The sequence below is a fragment of the Burkholderia sp. lig30 genome (assembly GCF_000687455.2).
Classification (GTDB): Bacteria; Pseudomonadota; Gammaproteobacteria; order Burkholderiales; family Burkholderiaceae; genus Burkholderia.
On record NZ_JGVW01000057.1, the window covers coordinates 62,512 to 79,419 of the forward strand.

At 67.4% G+C, this 16,908-nt stretch carries 15 protein-coding genes and 1 pseudogene; 12 read left to right on the plus strand and 4 right to left on the minus strand.

Going from position 1 to position 16,908, the window contains the following annotated elements; genetic code table 11:
* Positions 1 to 53 precede the first annotated feature (53 nt).
* Complete coding sequence (locus LIG30_RS06835) at positions 54 to 560, minus strand: MarR family winged helix-turn-helix transcriptional regulator (RefSeq protein WP_083493938.1); 507 nt, start codon at positions 558 to 560, stop codon at positions 54 to 56.
* A gap of 106 nt (positions 561 to 666) precedes the next feature.
* Between LIG30_RS06835 and LIG30_RS06840 the strand changes: the two genes are divergently transcribed.
* The 5 genes from LIG30_RS06840 to mhpT all read left to right on the plus strand — a co-directional run bounded on the left by LIG30_RS06840 (position 667) and on the right by mhpT (position 8,079).
* Positions 667 to 1,494 carry a p-hydroxycinnamoyl CoA hydratase/lyase gene (locus tag LIG30_RS06840; protein ID WP_038710777.1) on the plus strand — a complete coding sequence of 276 codons (828 nt, stop codon included), beginning with the start codon at positions 667 to 669 and terminating at the stop codon, positions 1,492 to 1,494.
* Between the two features lie 27 nt (positions 1,495 to 1,521).
* On the plus strand, positions 1,522 to 2,973 hold the full coding sequence (locus tag LIG30_RS06845; RefSeq protein ID WP_038710746.1) for an aldehyde dehydrogenase: 1,452 nt from the start codon (positions 1,522 to 1,524) through the stop codon (positions 2,971 to 2,973).
* 117 nt (positions 2,974 to 3,090) lie between these two features.
* Positions 3,091 to 4,986, plus strand: coding sequence for a feruloyl-CoA synthase (locus LIG30_RS06850; protein WP_038710748.1), 1,896 nt, complete (start codon positions 3,091 to 3,093; stop codon positions 4,984 to 4,986).
* Positions 4,987 to 5,001: 15 nt separating this feature from the next.
* Positions 5,002 to 6,807, plus strand: coding sequence for an acyl-CoA dehydrogenase family protein (locus LIG30_RS06855; RefSeq protein WP_038710750.1), 1,806 nt, complete (start codon positions 5,002 to 5,004; stop codon positions 6,805 to 6,807).
* A gap of 36 nt (positions 6,808 to 6,843) precedes the next feature.
* On the plus strand, positions 6,844 to 8,079 hold the full coding sequence (gene mhpT, locus LIG30_RS06860) for a 3-(3-hydroxy-phenyl)propionate transporter MhpT (RefSeq protein ID WP_051994897.1): 1,236 nt from the start codon (positions 6,844 to 6,846) through the stop codon (positions 8,077 to 8,079).
* A gap of 94 nt (positions 8,080 to 8,173) precedes the next feature.
* Here the strand turns inward: mhpT and LIG30_RS06865 are convergent, their stop codons facing one another.
* Positions 8,174 to 9,055 (minus strand): helix-turn-helix domain-containing protein, encoded by an 882-nt coding sequence (locus LIG30_RS06865; protein WP_235510223.1) that lies wholly within the window; start codon positions 9,053 to 9,055, stop codon positions 8,174 to 8,176.
* A 176-nt stretch (positions 9,056 to 9,231) separates the two neighbouring features.
* Here LIG30_RS06865 and pobA point away from each other — a divergent pair, with 176 nt between their 5' ends.
* The 3 genes from pobA (at position 9,232) to LIG30_RS06880 (ending at position 12,251) form a co-directional block, all read left to right on the plus strand.
* The gene (gene pobA / locus LIG30_RS06870; protein ID WP_038710780.1) at positions 9,232 to 10,404 is read left to right on the plus strand and encodes a 4-hydroxybenzoate 3-monooxygenase; all 1,173 of its coding nucleotides are present in this window, start codon (positions 9,232 to 9,234) and stop codon (positions 10,402 to 10,404) included.
* 306 nt (positions 10,405 to 10,710) lie between these two features.
* Positions 10,711 to 11,613 carry an NAD-dependent protein deacetylase gene (locus LIG30_RS06875; RefSeq protein ID WP_038710752.1) on the plus strand — a complete coding sequence of 301 codons (903 nt, stop codon included), beginning with the start codon at positions 10,711 to 10,713 and terminating at the stop codon, positions 11,611 to 11,613.
* Positions 11,610 to 12,251 carry a DUF938 domain-containing protein gene (locus tag LIG30_RS06880; protein ID WP_038710754.1) on the plus strand — a complete coding sequence of 214 codons (642 nt, stop codon included), beginning with the start codon at positions 11,610 to 11,612 and terminating at the stop codon, positions 12,249 to 12,251. Before LIG30_RS06875 ends, LIG30_RS06880 begins: the two co-directional genes overlap by 4 nt.
* Positions 12,252 to 12,331: 80 nt before the next feature.
* Here LIG30_RS06880 and LIG30_RS27510 read toward each other — a convergent pair.
* Positions 12,332 to 12,428, minus strand: a pseudogene (locus LIG30_RS27510) (6-phosphogluconate dehydrogenase); the annotation flags it as partial.
* Here LIG30_RS27510 and gndA point away from each other — a divergent pair.
* Both gndA and LIG30_RS06890 read left to right on the plus strand, forming a co-directional pair.
* Entirely contained in the window at positions 12,417 to 13,829 is a 1,413-nt protein-coding gene (gene gndA, locus LIG30_RS06885) for an NADP-dependent phosphogluconate dehydrogenase (protein ID WP_038710755.1), read from the plus strand. The pseudogene LIG30_RS27510 and the gene gndA overlap by 12 nt on opposite strands.
* 150 nt (positions 13,830 to 13,979) lie before the next feature.
* Positions 13,980 to 14,702 carry a peptidoglycan DD-metalloendopeptidase family protein gene (locus tag LIG30_RS06890; RefSeq protein ID WP_038710757.1) on the plus strand — a complete coding sequence of 241 codons (723 nt, stop codon included), beginning with the start codon at positions 13,980 to 13,982 and terminating at the stop codon, positions 14,700 to 14,702.
* A 48-nt stretch (positions 14,703 to 14,750) separates the two neighbouring features.
* On the opposite strand, the gene LIG30_RS06895 is transcribed toward LIG30_RS06890, so the two are convergent.
* Positions 14,751 to 15,389, minus strand: a complete 639-nt coding sequence (locus LIG30_RS06895) for a Pr6Pr family membrane protein (RefSeq protein WP_038710759.1) — start codon at positions 15,387 to 15,389, stop codon at positions 14,751 to 14,753.
* 221 nt (positions 15,390 to 15,610) lie between these two features.
* Here LIG30_RS06895 and LIG30_RS06900 point away from each other — a divergent pair, with 221 nt between their 5' ends.
* The gene (locus tag LIG30_RS06900) at positions 15,611 to 16,147 is read left to right on the plus strand and encodes a cytochrome b (RefSeq protein ID WP_038710761.1); all 537 of its coding nucleotides are present in this window, start codon (positions 15,611 to 15,613) and stop codon (positions 16,145 to 16,147) included.
* A 210-nt stretch (positions 16,148 to 16,357) separates the two neighbouring features.
* Positions 16,358 to 16,723, plus strand: a complete 366-nt coding sequence (locus LIG30_RS06905) for a DUF2946 domain-containing protein (protein WP_038710762.1) — start codon at positions 16,358 to 16,360, stop codon at positions 16,721 to 16,723.
* The last annotated feature ends 185 nt before the right edge of the window (positions 16,724 to 16,908 follow it).

Consider the following 16,908-nt stretch of genomic DNA (forward strand, 5'->3'; position numbering starts at 1 on the left):
CCTTGGCAGATGGGCGTCTTTTTTTGTGTTTGCCGCGGATCGGGCGCGCAGCGCTACGCCGCCCGCAGGTTGCGCACGCACGCATGCAGCAGCGTGCGCAGCGTATCGGCGACATCCGCGTCCAGTTCGTCGAGCATCGCATGCTCGACCCGGTCGGCGGCTTCGTTGCATCGTTCGAGCAGCGCGGTGCCGGCGTCCGTCAGCTGCAGCAGCACGATCCTGCGATTGGTCGGATCGGCTTCGCGCATCACCCAGCCGTTCGCTTCCATCGTCTTCACCACTTCATTGGCGGACTGCGGCGTGATGAACGAGCGCTCGGCCAGCTGGGCATTCGACGAGCGCCCGCGCGCGCCCAGCACCGACAGCGCGGTGAATTGCGGAAGCGTCAGCCCGTGTTCGACCAGCGCTTCCGTCAGCCGTTTCGACACGATCCGGTCGAGCTGTCCGATGAGATAGGTCAGCCGCAGACGCGGCGCGGCATGGGCCGCGCGTGCATCGGACGACGCGGATAGGGAGGCGGACGCGCGGACCGGGGATTTCGAGGTCATCAGTCGGGACATGATTGGTGTTTGTACTGACACGATCATATTCTAGTTTACTTATCAGGTAGCCTGACATTAAATTGATGTCGTGCCGCGGCTGCGGCAATGTCTACGGAGAGTGAGCATGAGTTACGAAGGTCGCTGGAAAACGGTCAAGGTTGCGGTGGAGGGCGGTATCGCCTGGGTGACGCTCAATCGCCCGGAGAAGCGCAACGCGATGAGCCCGACGCTCAACAAGGAAATGATCGATGTGCTCGAAACCATCGAGCTCGATCCTGAAGCACAGGTGCTCGTGCTGACCGGCGAAGGCTCTGCGTGGACTGCCGGCATGGATCTGAAGGAGTACTTCCGTGAAGTCGACGCAGGTCCGGATGTGCTGCAGGAGCGCATTCGTCGCGACGCGAGCCGCTGGCAATGGCAGTTGCTGCGCATGTATTCGAAGCCGACCATCGCGATGGTCAATGGCTGGTGCTTCGGTGGCGGGTTCTCGCCGCTCGTCGCGTGCGATCTCGCGATCGCGGCCGACGAAGCCGTGTTCGGCCTGTCGGAAATCAACTGGGGCATTCCGCCGGGCAACCTGGTGAGCAAGGCGATGGCGGATACGGTCGGCCATCGCGAGGCGCTTTACTACATCATGACGGGCGACACGTTCACGGGCCAGCAGGCTGCGAAGATGGGCCTCGTCAACAAGAGCGTGCCGCTCGCGCAACTGCGCGAGGAGACGATCGCGCTCTGCGCGAAGCTGCTCGACAAGAACCCGGTCGTGCTGCGCAACGCGAAGCACGGTTTCAAGCGTTCGCGGGAACTCACGTGGGAGCAGAACGAAGACTACCTCTACGCGAAGCTTGACCAGGCCAACCATCGCGACAAGGAAGGCGGCCGCGAACAGGGCCTCAAGCAGTTCCTTGACGACAAGAGCATCAAGCCGGGCCTGCAGGCCTACAAGCGTTGAAGCACGGCATCCAGGAGGAGACGGAACATGCATGAAGTCAGCCTGTTGATCGACGGCGCCGCGCACGGCGCGTCCGACGGCAAGACCTTCGACCGGATCGATCCGGCCACCGGCGAGGTGGCCTCGCGGGCGGCCGCCGCGACGCTCGCCGACGCCGACGCCGCGGTGGCGGCCGCCGCCCGCGCGTTTCCGGTCTGGTCCGCGCTGCTGCCGACCGAGCGCCGCAAGCGCCTCGCGGCGGCGGCCGACCTGATGGACGCGCGCACGGCGGCGTTCATCGCGATCGGCACCGCCGAGACGGGCGCGATGGCGAACTGGTATGGCTTCAACGTGATGCTGGCCGCGAACATGCTGCGCGAAGCCGCAGCCATGACCACGCAGATCGACGGCGCGGTGATTCCGTCGGACGTGCCGGGAAGCCTCGCGATGGCGGTGCGCCAGCCGTGCGGCGTGGTGCTCGGCATCGCGCCGTGGAATGCGCCGGTGATCCTCGCCACGCGCGCGATCGCGATGCCGCTCGCGTGCGGCAACACGGTCGTGCTGAAGGCCTCCGAGGGCTGTCCCGGCGTGCACCGCCTGATCGGCGAGGTCTTGCAGGAAGCCGGGCTCGGCGATGGCGTGGTCAATGTGGTCACGCATGCGCCGGAGGATGCGCCCGCGATCGTCGAGCGGCTGATCGCGCATCCGGCCGTGCGCCGCGTGAACTTCACCGGTTCGACGCGCGTCGGCCGCATCGTGGCCGAGCAGGCCGCGCGGCACCTGAAGCCTGCGCTGCTCGAGCTCGGCGGCAAGGCGCCGGTGCTCGTGCTCGACGACGCGGATCTCGATGCCGCCGTGGATGCGGTGGCCTTCGGCGCGTTCTTCAACCAGGGGCAGATCTGCATGTCCACCGAGCGCGTGATCGTCGATCGCAAGATCGCCGGTGCGTTCGTCGACAAGCTGGTGGCCAGGGCGCGCAAGCTGAAGGCCGGCAACCCGGCCGAGCCGGGCTCGGTGCTCGGCACGCTCGAGAGCGAGGGCGCCGCGCGCCGCATCCAGGCGCTGGTCGAGGACGCGCGCGCGCACGGCGCGTCGCTGCCGCTCGGCTGCGAGGTGAGCGGCGCGGTGATGCAGCCGACCATCGTCGACGGCGTGACGCCGCAGATGAAACTCTATGCGGATGAGTCGTTCGGCCCGGTGGTGACCGTGCAGCGCGTCGACGGCGACGACGAGGCGCTGCGTGTCGCGAATGACAGCGACTATGGGCTGTCCGCCGCGGTGTTCAGCCGCGACATCGCGCGCGCGATGAACGTCGCGAAGCGCATCGAATCCGGCATTTGCCATATCAACGGCCCGACCGTGCATGATGAGGCGCAGATGCCGTTCGGCGGCGTCAAGGCGAGCGGCTACGGGCGCTTCGGCAGCAAGGCGTCGATCGCGGAGTTCACCGACCTGCGCTGGATCACGATCCAGACCGGGCCGCGGCATTACCCGATCTGATCGGCCGCACGTGACGGCAGCGCTGCCCCGGCGTGCGACGAAGCCGGGGCGGTTCGGGTTGGAATAGAGCGACAAAAGAGCGCCTGTACAAGGAGACAAGCTGTGAATGCTGGAGCGATGCAAACGCGTGCCGGTGACGCTTCTCGCGCGGCGATCCGCTATCGCGACGTGGCGATCGGCTCGCCCGGCGTGCGGGTGGAGCGCCGTGGCGAGGCCTGGTATCTCAGGCCGGAAGAGCCCCTGGGCGATTTCCCGAAACGGGTGACGGACCGTCTCGAAAGCGGGGCGGCCGCCCATCCGGAGCGGTGGCTGGTTGCCCGTCGCGGGCCGGATGGCGGCTGGGTCGGCATCAGTTACGCGCAGATGCTGGCGCGCGTGCGCGTGATCGGCCAGGCGCTGCTGGATCGCGGCCTGTCGGCCGAGCGCCCGGTCGTGATCCTGTCCGGCAACGATCTCGAGCACTTCCAGATCGCGCTCGGCGCGATGTGGGCAGGCATTCCGTACGCGCCGGTCTCGCCCGCCTATTCGCTGGTGTCGAGCGATTACGGCCGGCTGCGCCACGTGTTCGACGTGCTGACGCCCGGGCTGATCTTCGCGAGCGATGCCCACACCTACGCCCGCGCGATCGATGCCGTGGCGTCGCCGGACATCGAGCTGATCGCGGCTGCCGCCGATGGCCTGGATTCGGGCTCGCGCCGCAAGGTCACGGCGTTCGACGATCTGCTGGATACGCCGCTCGCCTCCGTCGACGCCGCGCATGATGCGGTCGGGCCCGATGCGATCGCCAAGTTTCTGTTCACGTCCGGATCGACCAGCCTGCCCAAGGCGGTGCCGACGACGCACCGGATGATGTGCAGCAACCAGCAGATGCTGCTGCAGACCTTTCCCGAATTCGGCCGCGAGCCGCCGGTGCTGCTGGACTGGCTGTCGTGGAACCATACGTTCGGCGGCAGCCACAACGTCGGTATCGCGATGTACAACGGCGGCACGCTCTATATCGACGACGGCAAGCCGGTGCCCGGCAAGTTCGACGAGACGGTGCGCAATCTGCGTGAAATCGCGCCGACGATCTACTTCAACGTTCCCAAGGGCTGGGAGGAGCTCACGGTCGCGCTGGAGAACGACGCGACGTTGCGCGAAACGTTTTTCTCGCGCGTGAAGACATACTTCTTTGCGGGCGCAGGGCTGTCGCAGGCCGCGTGGGAACGCCTGGAGCGCGTGACCGAGCGCTATTGCGGCGAGCGCATCCGGATCATGGCGGGGCTCGGCATGACTGAAACGTCGCCGTCCTGCCTGTTTACGACCGGACAGAGCGCCGGCGCCGGCTATGTCGGGCTGCCGGCGCCCGGCTGCGAGGTCAAGCTGGTTCCGGTCGACGGCAAGCTCGAGGCGCGCTTCCGCGGCCCGCACGTGATGGCGAGTTACTGGCGCGCGGGCGAGCAGGTGCGCGCCGGCACGTTCGACGAGGAAGGCTACTACCGCAGCGGCGACGCACTGAGCTTCGTCGATGCGGCGCGCCCGGAGCTCGGGCTGATGTTCGACGGGCGGATCGCCGAAGATTTCAAGCTGAGTTCCGGCACCTTCGTCAGCGTCGGGCCGCTGCGGGCGCGCGTCATTTCCGACGCGGCGCCGTACGTGCAGGACGTGGTGGTGACCGGGATGAACCGTGACGAGATCGGTCTGCTGGTGTTTCCGCGGATCGACGATTGCCGGCGCCTGGCGGACTTGCCGGCGTCCGCCACGTCGGCGGAGATCCTGTCCGCTCCGCCCGCGCAGGCGTTTTTCCGGAAGCTGCTCGCGCAACTCAATGCAGGGGCGACCGGCGGGACATCGAGGATCGCACGCCTGCGCCTGATGGACATCGCGCCGTCGCCGGACCTGGGCGAGGTGACGGACAAGGGATCGATCAACCAGCGCGCGGTGCTGTCGCACCGCGCGGCGCTCGTCGACGCGATGTATGACGACGCGGGGCAGGATGCGCTCGTGATCGTCGCCGGTCGCTCAGTCGTCTAAACGGATTCTGCACACATGACTCATCAGTATCATGCGCCGCTGCGCGACATGCGTTTCGTCATCGAGGAATGGCTTGACGCGGACGCGGTATGGCGCGGCATTCCCGAATGGTCGGATTTTGATTCGGCGACCGCGATGCAGGTGCTCGAAGAGGCCGGGCGCTTCGTGACGGAGCAGCTCGCGCCGATCAATTCGAGCGGCGACCTCGACGGATGCCGGTTTCGCGATGGCGAAGTCGTGATGCCGGCCGGCTTTCGCGAATCGTACCGCGCATACGTCGACGGTGGCTGGCCCGCGCTGGCCGCGCCGGCCGAATACGGCGGGCAGGGCCTGCCGCAGCTGCTCGAAGTCGCCATTCACGAAATGATCGCGGCCGCCAACCATGCGTGGCTGATGTCGCCGGGGCTGACGCACGGCGCGAGCGCGTGCCTGCTGGCTCACGGGACGGAGGCGCTCAAGCGCGCGTGGCTGCCGAAGATCGTCAGCGGCGAATGGCTGACGACGATGTGCCTGACCGAGCCGCAAGCCGGCACCGATCTCGGCCAGGTCCGCACCAAAGCCGAGCCCGACGGTTCCGGCGACGGCTACCGCATCAGCGGGAGCAAGATCTTCATCAGCGGGGGCGACCACGACCTCACCGACAACATCGTCCATCTCGTGCTCGCGCGCCTTCCCGGCGCGCAGCCCGGCACGCGCGGCCTGTCGCTGTTCCTGGTGCCGAAGTGGAATGACGATCCGTCGTCCGGACGGGTGCGGAACGGCGTGCACTGCGACGGCATCGAGAAGAAGATGGGGCTGAAGGCGAGCCCGACCTGCACGATGCAGTTCGACGGCGCGCTGGGCTGGCTGATCGGCGAGCCGCATCGCGGGCTCGGCGCGATGTTCGTGATGATGAACGCGGCCCGCCTGCAGGTGGCCATGCAGGGCGTCGGGCACGCGCAACACGCATGGCAGCGTGCCAGCGACTACGCGCGCGAGCGTGCGCAGATGCGTGCCGTGACCGTTCCCGACGGATTCGCCGGCGATCCGTCGGCGCCGGTGTCGATCGCGCTGCATCCCGCCATCCGGCGCACGCTGCTCGATCTGCGCTGCGTGGTGGAGGGCGAGCGCGCGATCGGCTACTGGATCGGCCAATGGATCGACATCGCCGCGCGTCACCCGGACGAAGCGGCGCGCAGGAAGGCCGATGCGATGGCGTCGTTGCTCACGCCGGTCGCAAAGGCATTCTTCACGTCGCAGGGCTTCGCGGCCGCATCGAGCGCGCTGCAGGTCTTCGGCGGCTATGGCTACATCCACGAATACGGCATCGAGCAAACGCTGCGCGACAGCCGGGTGTCGATGCTGTACGAAGGAACCAACGAAGTCCAGGCGATCGATCTGCTCGTGCGCAAGGTCATCGCGGACGGCGGCGAGCGGCTGCGCATGCTGCTCGATGAACTCCGCGCGGAAGCGGACCGGTGCGTGTGCGCCGGAGGCGGCGCCGCGAACGCCGGGCAGGCGTTGCTGCAGCTGTGCGCGGATACGTGGGACGTCACGCGGGCCATCGCCGATGCGGCGCCGCGCGATGCGGAATTGCCGTACCGGGTCGCTGGCGATTATCTGGCGCTCACCGGATGGCTGTTGCTGGCCTACGCGTGGGCGCGTGCGCTGCGCCTTTCTGAAGCGAGCTCGAAAAGCGAGCCGTTCTACGAACACAAGCGGACGACGGCACGCCATTTCTTCGCCGTCAGGCTGACCGAATTTGCCCACTGCAAACGTCTGGTCGAGGCCGGCATCGGCGCCGCGCTGCCGTTCGTCGATCTGGAGCCGGCTTTCCTGTAGTCCGCGTCGTCATTCCAACAAATCAAGGAGACATGCATGTTCGCAGCCGCAGAGTCGCAAGGCGACCGTTCCGCTTCCAGAACGGCGCTTACGTTGTTCATGTGTCTGGTCGTCGCCGTGCTCGAAGGCATCGATCTGCAGTCGACCGGCGTGGCCGCGCCACGCATGGCGCACGAATTCGGGCTCTCCGTCGGCCAGATGGGCCTCGCGTTCAGCGCCGGGATGCTGGGGCTGCTGCCGGGCGCACTGGCGGGCGGCATGCTGGCCGACCGGATCGGGCGCAAGCGTGTGCTGCTGCTGTCGATGCTGGTGTTCGGGCTGTTCTCGCTCGCGACCACCCAGGTGTGGAGTTTCCCCAGCCTGCTCGTCGCGCGGCTGCTCACCGGCCTCGGGCTCGGCGGCGCGATGCCCAACCTGATCGCGCTGTCGGCGGAGGCCGTCGAGCCGCGGCTGCGCAACACCGCGGTCAGCATCATGTACTGCGGCATGCCTTTCGGCGGGGCGATGGCCGCCTTGCTCGGCGTGCTCGGCACGGGCGAGACGGCGTGGCGCAACATCTTCTATGCGGGCGGCGCGGGGCCGCTCGTGATCATTCCGTTGCTGATGCTGTGCCTGCCGGAGTCGAAGATGTTCGACCGGCAGGCGGGCGCGGCGCAGCCGCCGCTGTCCGGCAGGCCCGAGCCGACGCTGCACGTGCTGTTCGGCGGTCGCCGTGCGGCGCTCACGCTGCTGGTCTGGATCAGCTTCTTCTGTACGCTGATCGTGCTGTATTTCCTGATGAACTGGCTGCCGTCGCTGATCGTGGGCCGGGGGCTGAGTCATTCCCAGGCGGGCATCACGCAGATCCTGTTCAACGCGGGCAGCATCTTCGGGGTGCTGGGGATCGGCGTGCTGATGGACCGGTCCGGTCCCGCGCGGGTGGTGCCCGGCGTGTACGTGGTGATCGTCGCTTCGCTGGCGGCATTGTCGGCCGCCCAGGGGATGACCTCGCTGTCGATCGCGGTGTTCTTTGCCGGCCTCGGCGTCGTCGGCGCGCAGGGCATGCTTTATTCGATGGCCGCGGCCTGCTATCCGACCACCATGCGCGGCACCGGCGTGGGGGCCGCGGTGGCGGTGGGGCGGCTGGGGTCGATCGTGGGGCCCTTTCTGGCAGGTCTGCTGCTCGCGATCGGAAAAAGCGGCGCGATCGTGGTCGGCGCGAGCGTGCCGGTCACGCTGGTGGCGGCGGTCTCCGCGTTGATGCTCGCGAAAAGCCGGCAACGTGGCGAGTGAGCCGGGTGATCGTCGCGATCGACATGAGCCGCGAAGCGACGATCTTCGGCGCGGCCGAACGCGCTGCCGCCGGTGCCGGGTGCGTGACGTCGAATCACTTCGAAGTGCGAAAGTGGTTCGGCGTCGTCCCGGTCAGCCGCTTGAAGAAACGCGTGAAATACGCCGGCTCGGAAAAGCCGAGCAGGTCGGCGATCTGGCTCACGTTCAGCGTCGTGTAGATCAGGTTGCGCTTGGCTTCGAGCAGCAGCCGCTGGTGCACGATCGACAGCGCGCTTTGATGGGCCAGGCGCTGGCACACCGTATTCAGATAGACCGGCGTGACGCCGAGAAAGGCCGCGTACCGGCTGATCGGAAGATGTTCCCGGTAGTGCTTTTCGATCAGCTTCGAAAACGCGGCCAGGTAGCTCTGGCCGCGATCCAGGCGTTCGCTCCCGACGTGGCGCTCCTGTTCGCGTCGGCTCACCCACACCACCAGCGCGCCGACGAGCGAACGCAGCAACAGGTCGCGTGACGGCGCCGGGTTCGCGTACTCGTGATTCAGCATCGCGCAGAGCGTGTCCAGATACGGCTGGTCGGCCTCCGCCGCGTAGCAGCCGGGATACTGCAGCACCCGCTGCCGCGCGTCGCTCTGTTCCTGCAGCCAGCCGATCAGCGGCGCGGCGATCGTGATCACGAACCCGTCGACTTCCGGGCTGAAATGAAAGCCGTGCACGCACATCGGGGGCACGACCTGGATCGACGGGCGATCGATCCGGGTCTGTTCGCCCTCGATTTCGAGCAGCGCATGCCCCTTCTGCACGTACAAAAGCTGTGCCAGATCGGCATGCCGATGCCGGTGGATTTCCCAGTCGTGCAGGCTGCTGCGCTCGGGGATCGACTCGCAATGCAGGAGATCGGGCGTCCGCCAGTCGGCGCCTTCGCCATACAGTTTGAAGACCGGAATGTTCTGGAGGGTCGAATGTTCGATTTGCTTCACCGGGTACTCCGATCGATCCGCGCTGCATATTGGAAAAGTGCAATTTTAGTGCGGAAAATTGCCTTATCAAAGCGGCCGGATTGACAAAAAATACAAGCCAGAACATGACTCGAGCCGCTGCGGCAGGGCTGCCGGAAGTCCGTTCACGATCAGGAGAACGAGAGGAGAAGATGGAGATGAAAACCAGGGTTGCGATCATCGGTGCCGGCCCGTCCGGCTTGTTGCTGGGTCAATTGCTTCACAAGGCGGGCGTGGACAACGTCATCCTGGAGCGGCAAAGCGGCGAGTACGTGCTGGGCCGCATTCGCGCGGGCGTGCTCGAACAGGGCATGGTGGATCTGATGCGCGAGGCCGGTGTCAGCGAGCGCATGGATGCGGAAGGCCTGGTCCATGACGGCATCGAGCTCGTCTTCGGCGGACGGCGCGACCGCGTCGACCTGAAGGCGCTGACCGGCGGCGCGTCGGTGCTGGTCTACGGCCAGACCGAGGTGACGCGCGACCTGATGGCGGCACGCGCGGCGACCATTTACGAAGCGGGCAACGTCCAGTTGCACGACGTCAAGGGCGCGCAGCCTTACGTCACGTTCGAGAAGAACGGCGAGACGTACACGCTGGAATGCGACTACATCGCCGGCTGCGACGGCTTTCACGGCGTGTCGCGCAAGACCATTCCCGAGGAGGTGCTGACGCATTACGAGCGCGTCTATCCGTTCGGCTGGCTTGGCCTGTTGTCCGACACGCCGCCGGTCAACCACGAGCTGATCTACGCGCACCACGAGCGCGGCTTCGTCCTGTGCAGCCAGCGCTCGGAGACGCGCAGCCGCTACTACCTGCAGGTGCCGTTGACCGAGAAGGTGGAGGACTGGTCCGACGAGCGTTTCTGGGCGGAACTGAAGGCGCGGCTGCCGCAGGATATTGCCGACAGCGTGGTGACCGGCCCGTCGCTGGAGAAGAGCATCGCGCCGCTGCGCAGCTACGTGGTGGAGCCGATGCAGTACGGCAAGCTGTTCCTCGTCGGGGACGCCGCGCACATCGTGCCGCCGACCGGCGCGAAAGGGTTGAACCTGGCGGCCAGCGATGTCAGCACGTTGTACCGCATCTTGCGTGGCGTGTATCAGGACGGCCGCACCGATCTCCTCGACAAGTATTCGGCGATCGCGTTGCGGCGCATCTGGAAGGCCGAGCGCTTCTCGTGGTTCATGACCAACCTGCTGCACGAGTTTCCGGAGCGCGATGCGTTCGACAAGCGCATGCAACGTACCGATTACGACTATTACATGGACTCCGACGCAGGGCTCAAGACCATCGCCGAGAACTACGTGGGGCTGCCGTACGAGCCCATTGAGTGACGGGGCATGGGTGAGCCGCCGCTGAATGCCCGCGCCGAGAAAGCGGTGGGCATTCAGGCGGGATGCCGGGTAGCCGCGTATCGCGGATGAGTCAGACCAGACGGAAAACGTCTTGTACACGATCGCGGTCCCCCCACGAGCGCGAGCTGACCCGGAGCGCTCGGCGAAGAACGGAAATGTCCGTGGCGAGGCGGGCGTCACCGCCGTCCGATTCGCCGTGCCCCGGTTTCGGTATCATGTGCTGGCACGCAGGCAGGCCGCCCGGGTTCCCGGGCGGCTGATCCTGCCCGACCCACCGCCGCTGCCATGACCGATCCCGCCGCGCCCGACACTTCCTCGCACGCATCCGTCGATCCCGCCGCGCTCGACGCGCTTCACGCATTCGTCGAGCGCCATCCGCGCCTGTTCGTGCTGACCGGGGCGGGGATCAGCACGGATTCGGGCATCCCCGGCTATCGCGACCGCAACGGGCAGTGGATGCGCTCGCCGCCGATCCAGCTGCACGAATTTCTCGGTTCCGACGCCGCACGGCGGCGTTACTGGGCGCGCAGCATGATCGGCTGGCCGGTCGTCGGCCGCGCGCATCCGAACCGCTCGCACGTCGCGCTCGCGCGGCTCGGCGCGGCCGGCCGCATCGAGCGTCTCGTCACGCAGAACGTCGACGGCCTGCATCAGCGCGCGGGGAGCGCCGACGTGATCGAACTGCATGGCGGCATCAACGGCGTCACGTGTCTCGACTGTGGCGCGCAGCACCCGCGCGCGGCGATCCAGGCCGTGCTCGAAGCGGAGAATCCCGACCTGCTCGGCGCGCAGGCGCAGCCCGCGGCCGACGGCGACGCGCATCTCGAATGGCATGCGCTCGATACCTTCCGCATTCCCGTGTGCCCCGCGTGCGGGGGCATGCTGAAGCCGTCCGTCGTGTTCTTCGGCGAAAACGTGCCGCGCGATCGCGTCGCCGCCGCCGCGCAAGCGCTCGATGCGGCGGACGCGCTGCTGGTCGTCGGTTCGTCGCTGATGGTGTATTCGGGCTACCGCTTCTGCGTGTGGGCGCACGCGCAGAACAAGCCGGTGGCGGCGCTCAATCTGGGCCACACGCGCGCCGATCCGATACTGTCGCTGAAAATCGAAGCACAATGCGGCCCCGCGCTCGACGCGTTGAATGCGCGGCTCGGCCTGGCCGGCATCGACGCCGAGGGGTTCCCGTCATGACGCGCGCGCCGCATGCCGATCCGTCGCAGCGCCTCAGCGCGCCTGCGGCCGAGCGCAATCGCGGGCCGATTCTCGACGTGCTGCGCCGCGTGCTGCCGGCAAGCGGCAGCGTGCTCGAAATCGCGAGCGGCACCGGCCAGCATGTCGTGCACTTCGCGCAAGGGCTGCCCGCGTTGCGCTGGCAGCCGAGCGACCCCGACGCGCACGCGCGGCGTTCGATCGCCGCATGGATCGCGTACACCGGATTGCCGAACGTGGCCGAACCGCTCGCGTTCGACGTGCGCGACGCGGCGTGGCCGTTCGCGACGGTCGATGCGATCGTCTGCATCAACATGATTCACATCGCGCCGTGGGCGGCGGCCGAGGCGCTGTTCGCCGGCGCGTCGCGGGCGCTGCGGCCGGGCGGCGTGCTCGTCCTGTACGGCCCTTATCGGCGCGCAGGCAGGCACACGGCCGCATCGAACGAAGCGTTCGACGCGCAACTGAGAAGCCGCGATCCGGCGTGGGGCGTGCGCGATCTGGAAGCGGTCGTCGCGCTCGGCCTCGATGCCGGACTGGACTGCATCGAAGTGGTCGAGATGCCGGCCAACAACCTGAGCGTCGTGTTCCGGCGCATGCCGCACGCGGCCGAGCAGTGACGCTGGGCAGTGACGCCGGGCAATGACGGCGAGCAGTGGTACCGGGCAGCGGCACCGGGTGGCACACGGTGCACGGTGCACGCAGCGGCCGCGTTTCCCTTATCCTTTCGCCAGTGCGCGCGGCCCGATCGGGTCGCGCCTTGTTTTCATCCGGAGAATTGAATAATGGGCAAACAAGCCATCGGTGTGATCGGACTCGCTGTCATGGGCCGCAATCTCGCGCTCAATATCGAAAGCCGTGGTTACGCGGTCGCCGTGTACAACCGCAGCCGCGCGAAAACCGACGAACTGATCGCCGAATTCCCCGGCCGGAATCTGCTGCCCGCCTATACGCTCGAAGCGTTCGTCGCGTCGCTCGACACGCCGCGCCGCATCCTGATGATGGTGAAGGCGGGCGAAGCCACCGACGCGACGATCGCCGCGCTCAAGCCGCTGCTCGAAAAGGGCGACGTGCTGATCGACGGCGGCAACACGCATTTCACCGACACGGTGCGCCGCAACCGCGAGCTCGCGCAATCGGGCCTGCATTTCATCGGCACCGGCGTGTCGGGCGGCGAGGAGGGCGCGTTGCGTGGCCCGTCGATCATGCCGGGCGGGCAGCGCGACGCGTACGACCTCGTCGAGCCGATCCTCAGGCAGATCGCGGCGAAGGCACCGTCGGACGGCGAGCCGTGCGTCGCGTACATGGGGCCGGACGGCGCCGGCCATTACGTGAAGATGGTGCACAACGGCATCGAGTACGGCGACATGCAGCTGATCGCCGAAAGCTATGCGGTGCTGAAGCACGTCGCGGGGCTGTCGAACGACGGACTGCGCGCGGTTTACACCGAGTGGAACCAGGGTGAGCTGGACAGCTACCTGATGGAGATCACGTCGAAGATCTTCGGCAAGAAGGACGAGGAGAGCGGCCAGCATCTGGTCGACGTGATCCTCGATCGTGCCGCGCAGAAGGGCACCGGCAAGTGGACGAGCCAGAACGCGCTGGATCTCGGCGTGCCGCTGCCGCTGATCACCGAATCGGTGTTCGCGCGCGTGCTGTCGTCGCTGAAGACGCAGCGCGTGGCCGCGAGCGAGGTGCTGAGCGGGCCGCCGGCGATGCCGCTCGATGGCGATCGCGCGGCATTTGTCGAGGCCGTGCGCCGCGCGCTTTATCTGTCGAAGGTGATTTCGTACGCACAAGGCTTCGCGCAGTTGCGCGAAGCGTCGGACGAATACGGCTGGCATCTCGATCTCGGGACGATCGCGAAGATTTTCCGGGCGGGGTGCATCATCCGCGCGCGCTTCCTGCAGAAGATCACCGACGCATACGCGGCCGATCCGGCGCTGGCCAACCTGCTGCTCGACCCGTACTTCCGGGATATCGCGGCGAACTACCAGGCATCGCTGCGCGACGTCGTGATCGCCGCCGTGAAGGCGGGGGTGCCGGTGCCGGCGTTCGCGTCGGCCGTCGCGTACTTCGACAGCTACCGGTCGGCGCGGCTGCCCGCGAATCTCGTGCAGGCGCAGCGCGACTTTTTCGGCGCGCACACGTTCGAGCGTACCGACAAGCCGGGCAGTTTCCACGCGAACTGGTCGTGACCGGGGGGCGCCGGGCCGCGCATGCGGCGCGCCACGGAAACCGATGGCCGTTTTCGCGGTCGGACAGAGGTCCGGCGGCCACGCCGGGCATCGTGGGCCGCGCGCCGGAGGGCGGCGAGCGGCGCAACGACGCACATCCGGGAGCATTGCTTGAGTAAAACGACTTCTATCCATCTTTCCCCGGCGCGCCGGCTGCCGCAGGCGATGCTGGCCGTCGCAGCCGTGGCGCTTGCCGGCTGCACGCTCACGCCGTGGACCGACAACTGGCAGACGTACCAGCCTGCGCCGTCGGCCACGCGCGCCGCACCGGGCGTGGCGGCCGGCTACTATCGCGTGAACCCGGGCGATACGCTCGCCAGCGTCGCCGCCGCGTTCGGCCAACGGGTGCAGGATGTCGCCAGCTGGAACCGCCTCGCGCCGGGCAGCATCATCACGCCGGGCCAGGTGCTGCGCGTCGCGCCGCCTGCGGCGTCCACACTGACGCCACCGCCCGCGCCGGCTGCCGCGTTGTCATGGCCGGCGACCGGCGTCGTGACCGCGCCTTTCGGCGCCGGCAGGACGCGCGGGATCGTGATCGCCGCATCCGGGCCGGACCGCAGCGTGCGCGCCGCAGCGAGCGGCCGGGTCGTCTACGCGGGCTCCGGTATCCAGTCGTACGGCCCGCTCGTGATCCTGAAGCACGAGAACGGCCTCATCACCGCCTATGGCCACAACGGCAAGCTGCTCGTGAACGAGGGCGACGCGGTGCGAGCGGGCCAGCCCGTTGCCGAGATGGGCGTCGACGCGAGCGGCCGTGCGTCGTTCGAATTCGAAGTCCGGCAGAACGGCAAGGCGGTCGACCCGATGGGATTCCTGCCGAGGAACGGCGGCTGACGCGGCCGGCATGCATGCGTGACAGGACGCGCATGCGTGCCGCCCCGTTCAGCCATCGTTCGGCACGCGCACGACCGCGCGTTGCAGCCGGTTGCCGAGCCAGCAGATCGCCAGCGCGAGCACGCCGGCGCCGAGCGCGATCATCGAGCACTCGAACGCGACGGGGAGATAGCCGTGCGGGCGCGGGTCGACGAACGGATACGGATACCAGTCTTCCCACATGCCGCGTATCAGCGTGTACGCGAGATAGGTGACCGGAAAGCCCAGCCACGCGGCCGCGCTGTGCCACGGGATCGGCGAGCGGGGCACGACGTACAGCCAGTCGCCGAGCACGACGAGCGGCACGATCCTGTGCAGCACCCAGTTGTTGTAAGGCGGCGTGATGTGCCGCAGCGCATCGACGCGGGCGAGCAGCAGTTCGTAGACGATGGCCGTGATCAGCATGTACAGCACGGACGCGCCGCGCATCGACTCGTAACGCGTCGACACCGGGCGGGTGGCCAGCCAGAGCCCGGCGCACAGTACGCCCGCGGCGTACAGGTTGCTCAACTGGGTGAAATAGCTGAGGAAATTGCCGAGATGAAACGTCGGCATCCCCCAGTGGCCCGCGATGCTGCGCAGCGTCGTCGAAAGCGCGAGCAACGCGGCCGTCAGCCTGTAGGCCACAACGAAGGTCGCTTTGCTCATGGCGCCGGCACGACATCGAACGCTAAAACATCATCGTGCCACAACTGCGCGGCAGTGGCGCACCTTGACGCCGTCGCACAAAAAGCGCGGACGAATCGTCGGATATTTGCGCGCGTTCGTCGAAAACCCGCCGGCATGCCGCTACAATCGGGCCAGCATATCCGGGCGCGGACGAGATTCGCCGCGCGCAACGAATCCGCCAATACACAACGAGACTCAGCATGAGAAACATTCTCGCCAAGCAGGTGCGCTACAGCTCGCCTGCCGTGTTCTTCCACTGGGCCATCTTCCTGCTGGTCGCGCTCGCCTATCTGGCCATCGAGGTCCGCGGGCCGAAGGGGAGCGACAGCCGCGTGTTCTGGATGAACGCGCACTTGTGCGCGGGCTCGCTCGTGCTGGTGCTGTCGGTGCTGCGTGTCGGCTGGCGTGCGATCAGCCGCGCACCGGAGTCGGTGTCGCAACCGGCGCTGCTCGAATGGCTCGCGAAACTCACCCACGTCGTGCTGTACGGATTCATCATCGCCCAGCCGCTGCTCGGCATCATGATGATCAACATGGGCGGGAAGCCGGTGACGCTCGGCTGGCTCGGCTGGTCGTACACGCTGTTCGGGCCGAACCCGGCGCTGCGGCCGATCGTGAAGGATGCGCACGAGCTGATTGGCAATGCGTTCTATTTCGTGATCGGCCTGCACGCGCTGGCCGCGCTCTATCATCACTTCGTCAAGCGCGACGACACGCTGCGGCGCATGTCGTTCTGATTCGCACTGCGGCGTCGGGCGCGTTCGCAAGCCCGCCGCCGGCGTGAACCGGGCCAGACCGCTTCACGCTCGTCACTGCCCCCGGGGCGCGTGGTTGCAACGGCAACTCCGCGCCCCGTTTCGTTTCGGCCGGCGCCGACAGGCTGGCCATTGTCCTGAACATTCTGTAATATTCCGGCTGATTTACATTCCGCTTACTCGACGCCACGCATGCCGCACCGACATCGCACCCTGACTGCCTGGCTGGGCATGCTGGCGATCTGGCTCGCGGTCGTCACGCCGCTTGCGTCGCAGTGGCGGATCGCGCAAGCCGCGGTGCCCGATCCGGTCGTCTGCAGCGCGGAGCACAGCGCGCATTCGCGATCCGGCACGCACGGCGCCGGTCATGCGCTGCATCTCGATGCGTGCGGCTATTGCAGTTTCTTTGCGCACAGCCCGGCGCTCGGCGGCCCGGCGGGCGCGCCGCCCGTTCCCGTCTTCCTTCCCGTCGCGTCCGTCACGTCGCCTGCCGGCGTCGCGGCGAGCGTCGCACGCTACACGCGCGCCTATCCGCGCGCACCGCCCGGAAACGCCTGACGCGTTTTCCCTTTTCTTGTTTTCTGCCGATATCCGCGCGATCCGTTGATCGCGTGGAGGGCGTTTCTCGGGCTTTCGATCATGAATCATTTCCTGTTGCGCGCGCAATCGACGCGGCGCAATGCCTTCACGCGGCCGTTGCCGCTCATGTTGAAACTGACCGTGCCGGCGCTGGCCGCCAGCGC

Bases quoted from the DNA above. Each gene is read 5' to 3' on its own strand.
- LIG30_RS06835 (WP_083493938.1), bottom strand. From the start codon at position 560: ATGTCCCGACTGATGACCTCGAAATCCCCGGTCCGCGCGTCCGCCTCC.
- LIG30_RS06840 (WP_038710777.1), top strand. From the start codon at position 667: ATGAGTTACGAAGGTCGCTGGAAAACGGTCAAGGTTGCGGTGGAGGGC.
- LIG30_RS06845 (WP_038710746.1), top strand. From the start codon at position 1,522: ATGCATGAAGTCAGCCTGTTGATCGACGGCGCCGCGCACGGCGCGTCC.
- LIG30_RS06850 (WP_038710748.1), top strand. From the start codon at position 3,091: ATGCAAACGCGTGCCGGTGACGCTTCTCGCGCGGCGATCCGCTATCGC.
- LIG30_RS06855 (WP_038710750.1), top strand. From the start codon at position 5,002: ATGACTCATCAGTATCATGCGCCGCTGCGCGACATGCGTTTCGTCATC.
- mhpT (WP_051994897.1), top strand. From the start codon at position 6,844: ATGTTCGCAGCCGCAGAGTCGCAAGGCGACCGTTCCGCTTCCAGAACG.
- pobA (WP_038710780.1), top strand. From the start codon at position 9,232: ATGAAAACCAGGGTTGCGATCATCGGTGCCGGCCCGTCCGGCTTGTTG.
- LIG30_RS06875 (WP_038710752.1), top strand. From the start codon at position 10,711: ATGACCGATCCCGCCGCGCCCGACACTTCCTCGCACGCATCCGTCGAT.
- LIG30_RS06880 (WP_038710754.1), top strand. From the start codon at position 11,610: ATGACGCGCGCGCCGCATGCCGATCCGTCGCAGCGCCTCAGCGCGCCT.
- gndA (WP_038710755.1), top strand. From the start codon at position 12,417: ATGGGCAAACAAGCCATCGGTGTGATCGGACTCGCTGTCATGGGCCGC.
- LIG30_RS06895 (WP_038710759.1), bottom strand. From the start codon at position 15,389: ATGAGCAAAGCGACCTTCGTTGTGGCCTACAGGCTGACGGCCGCGTTG.
- LIG30_RS06900 (WP_038710761.1), top strand. From the start codon at position 15,611: ATGAGAAACATTCTCGCCAAGCAGGTGCGCTACAGCTCGCCTGCCGTG.
- LIG30_RS06905 (WP_038710762.1), top strand. From the start codon at position 16,358: ATGCCGCACCGACATCGCACCCTGACTGCCTGGCTGGGCATGCTGGCG.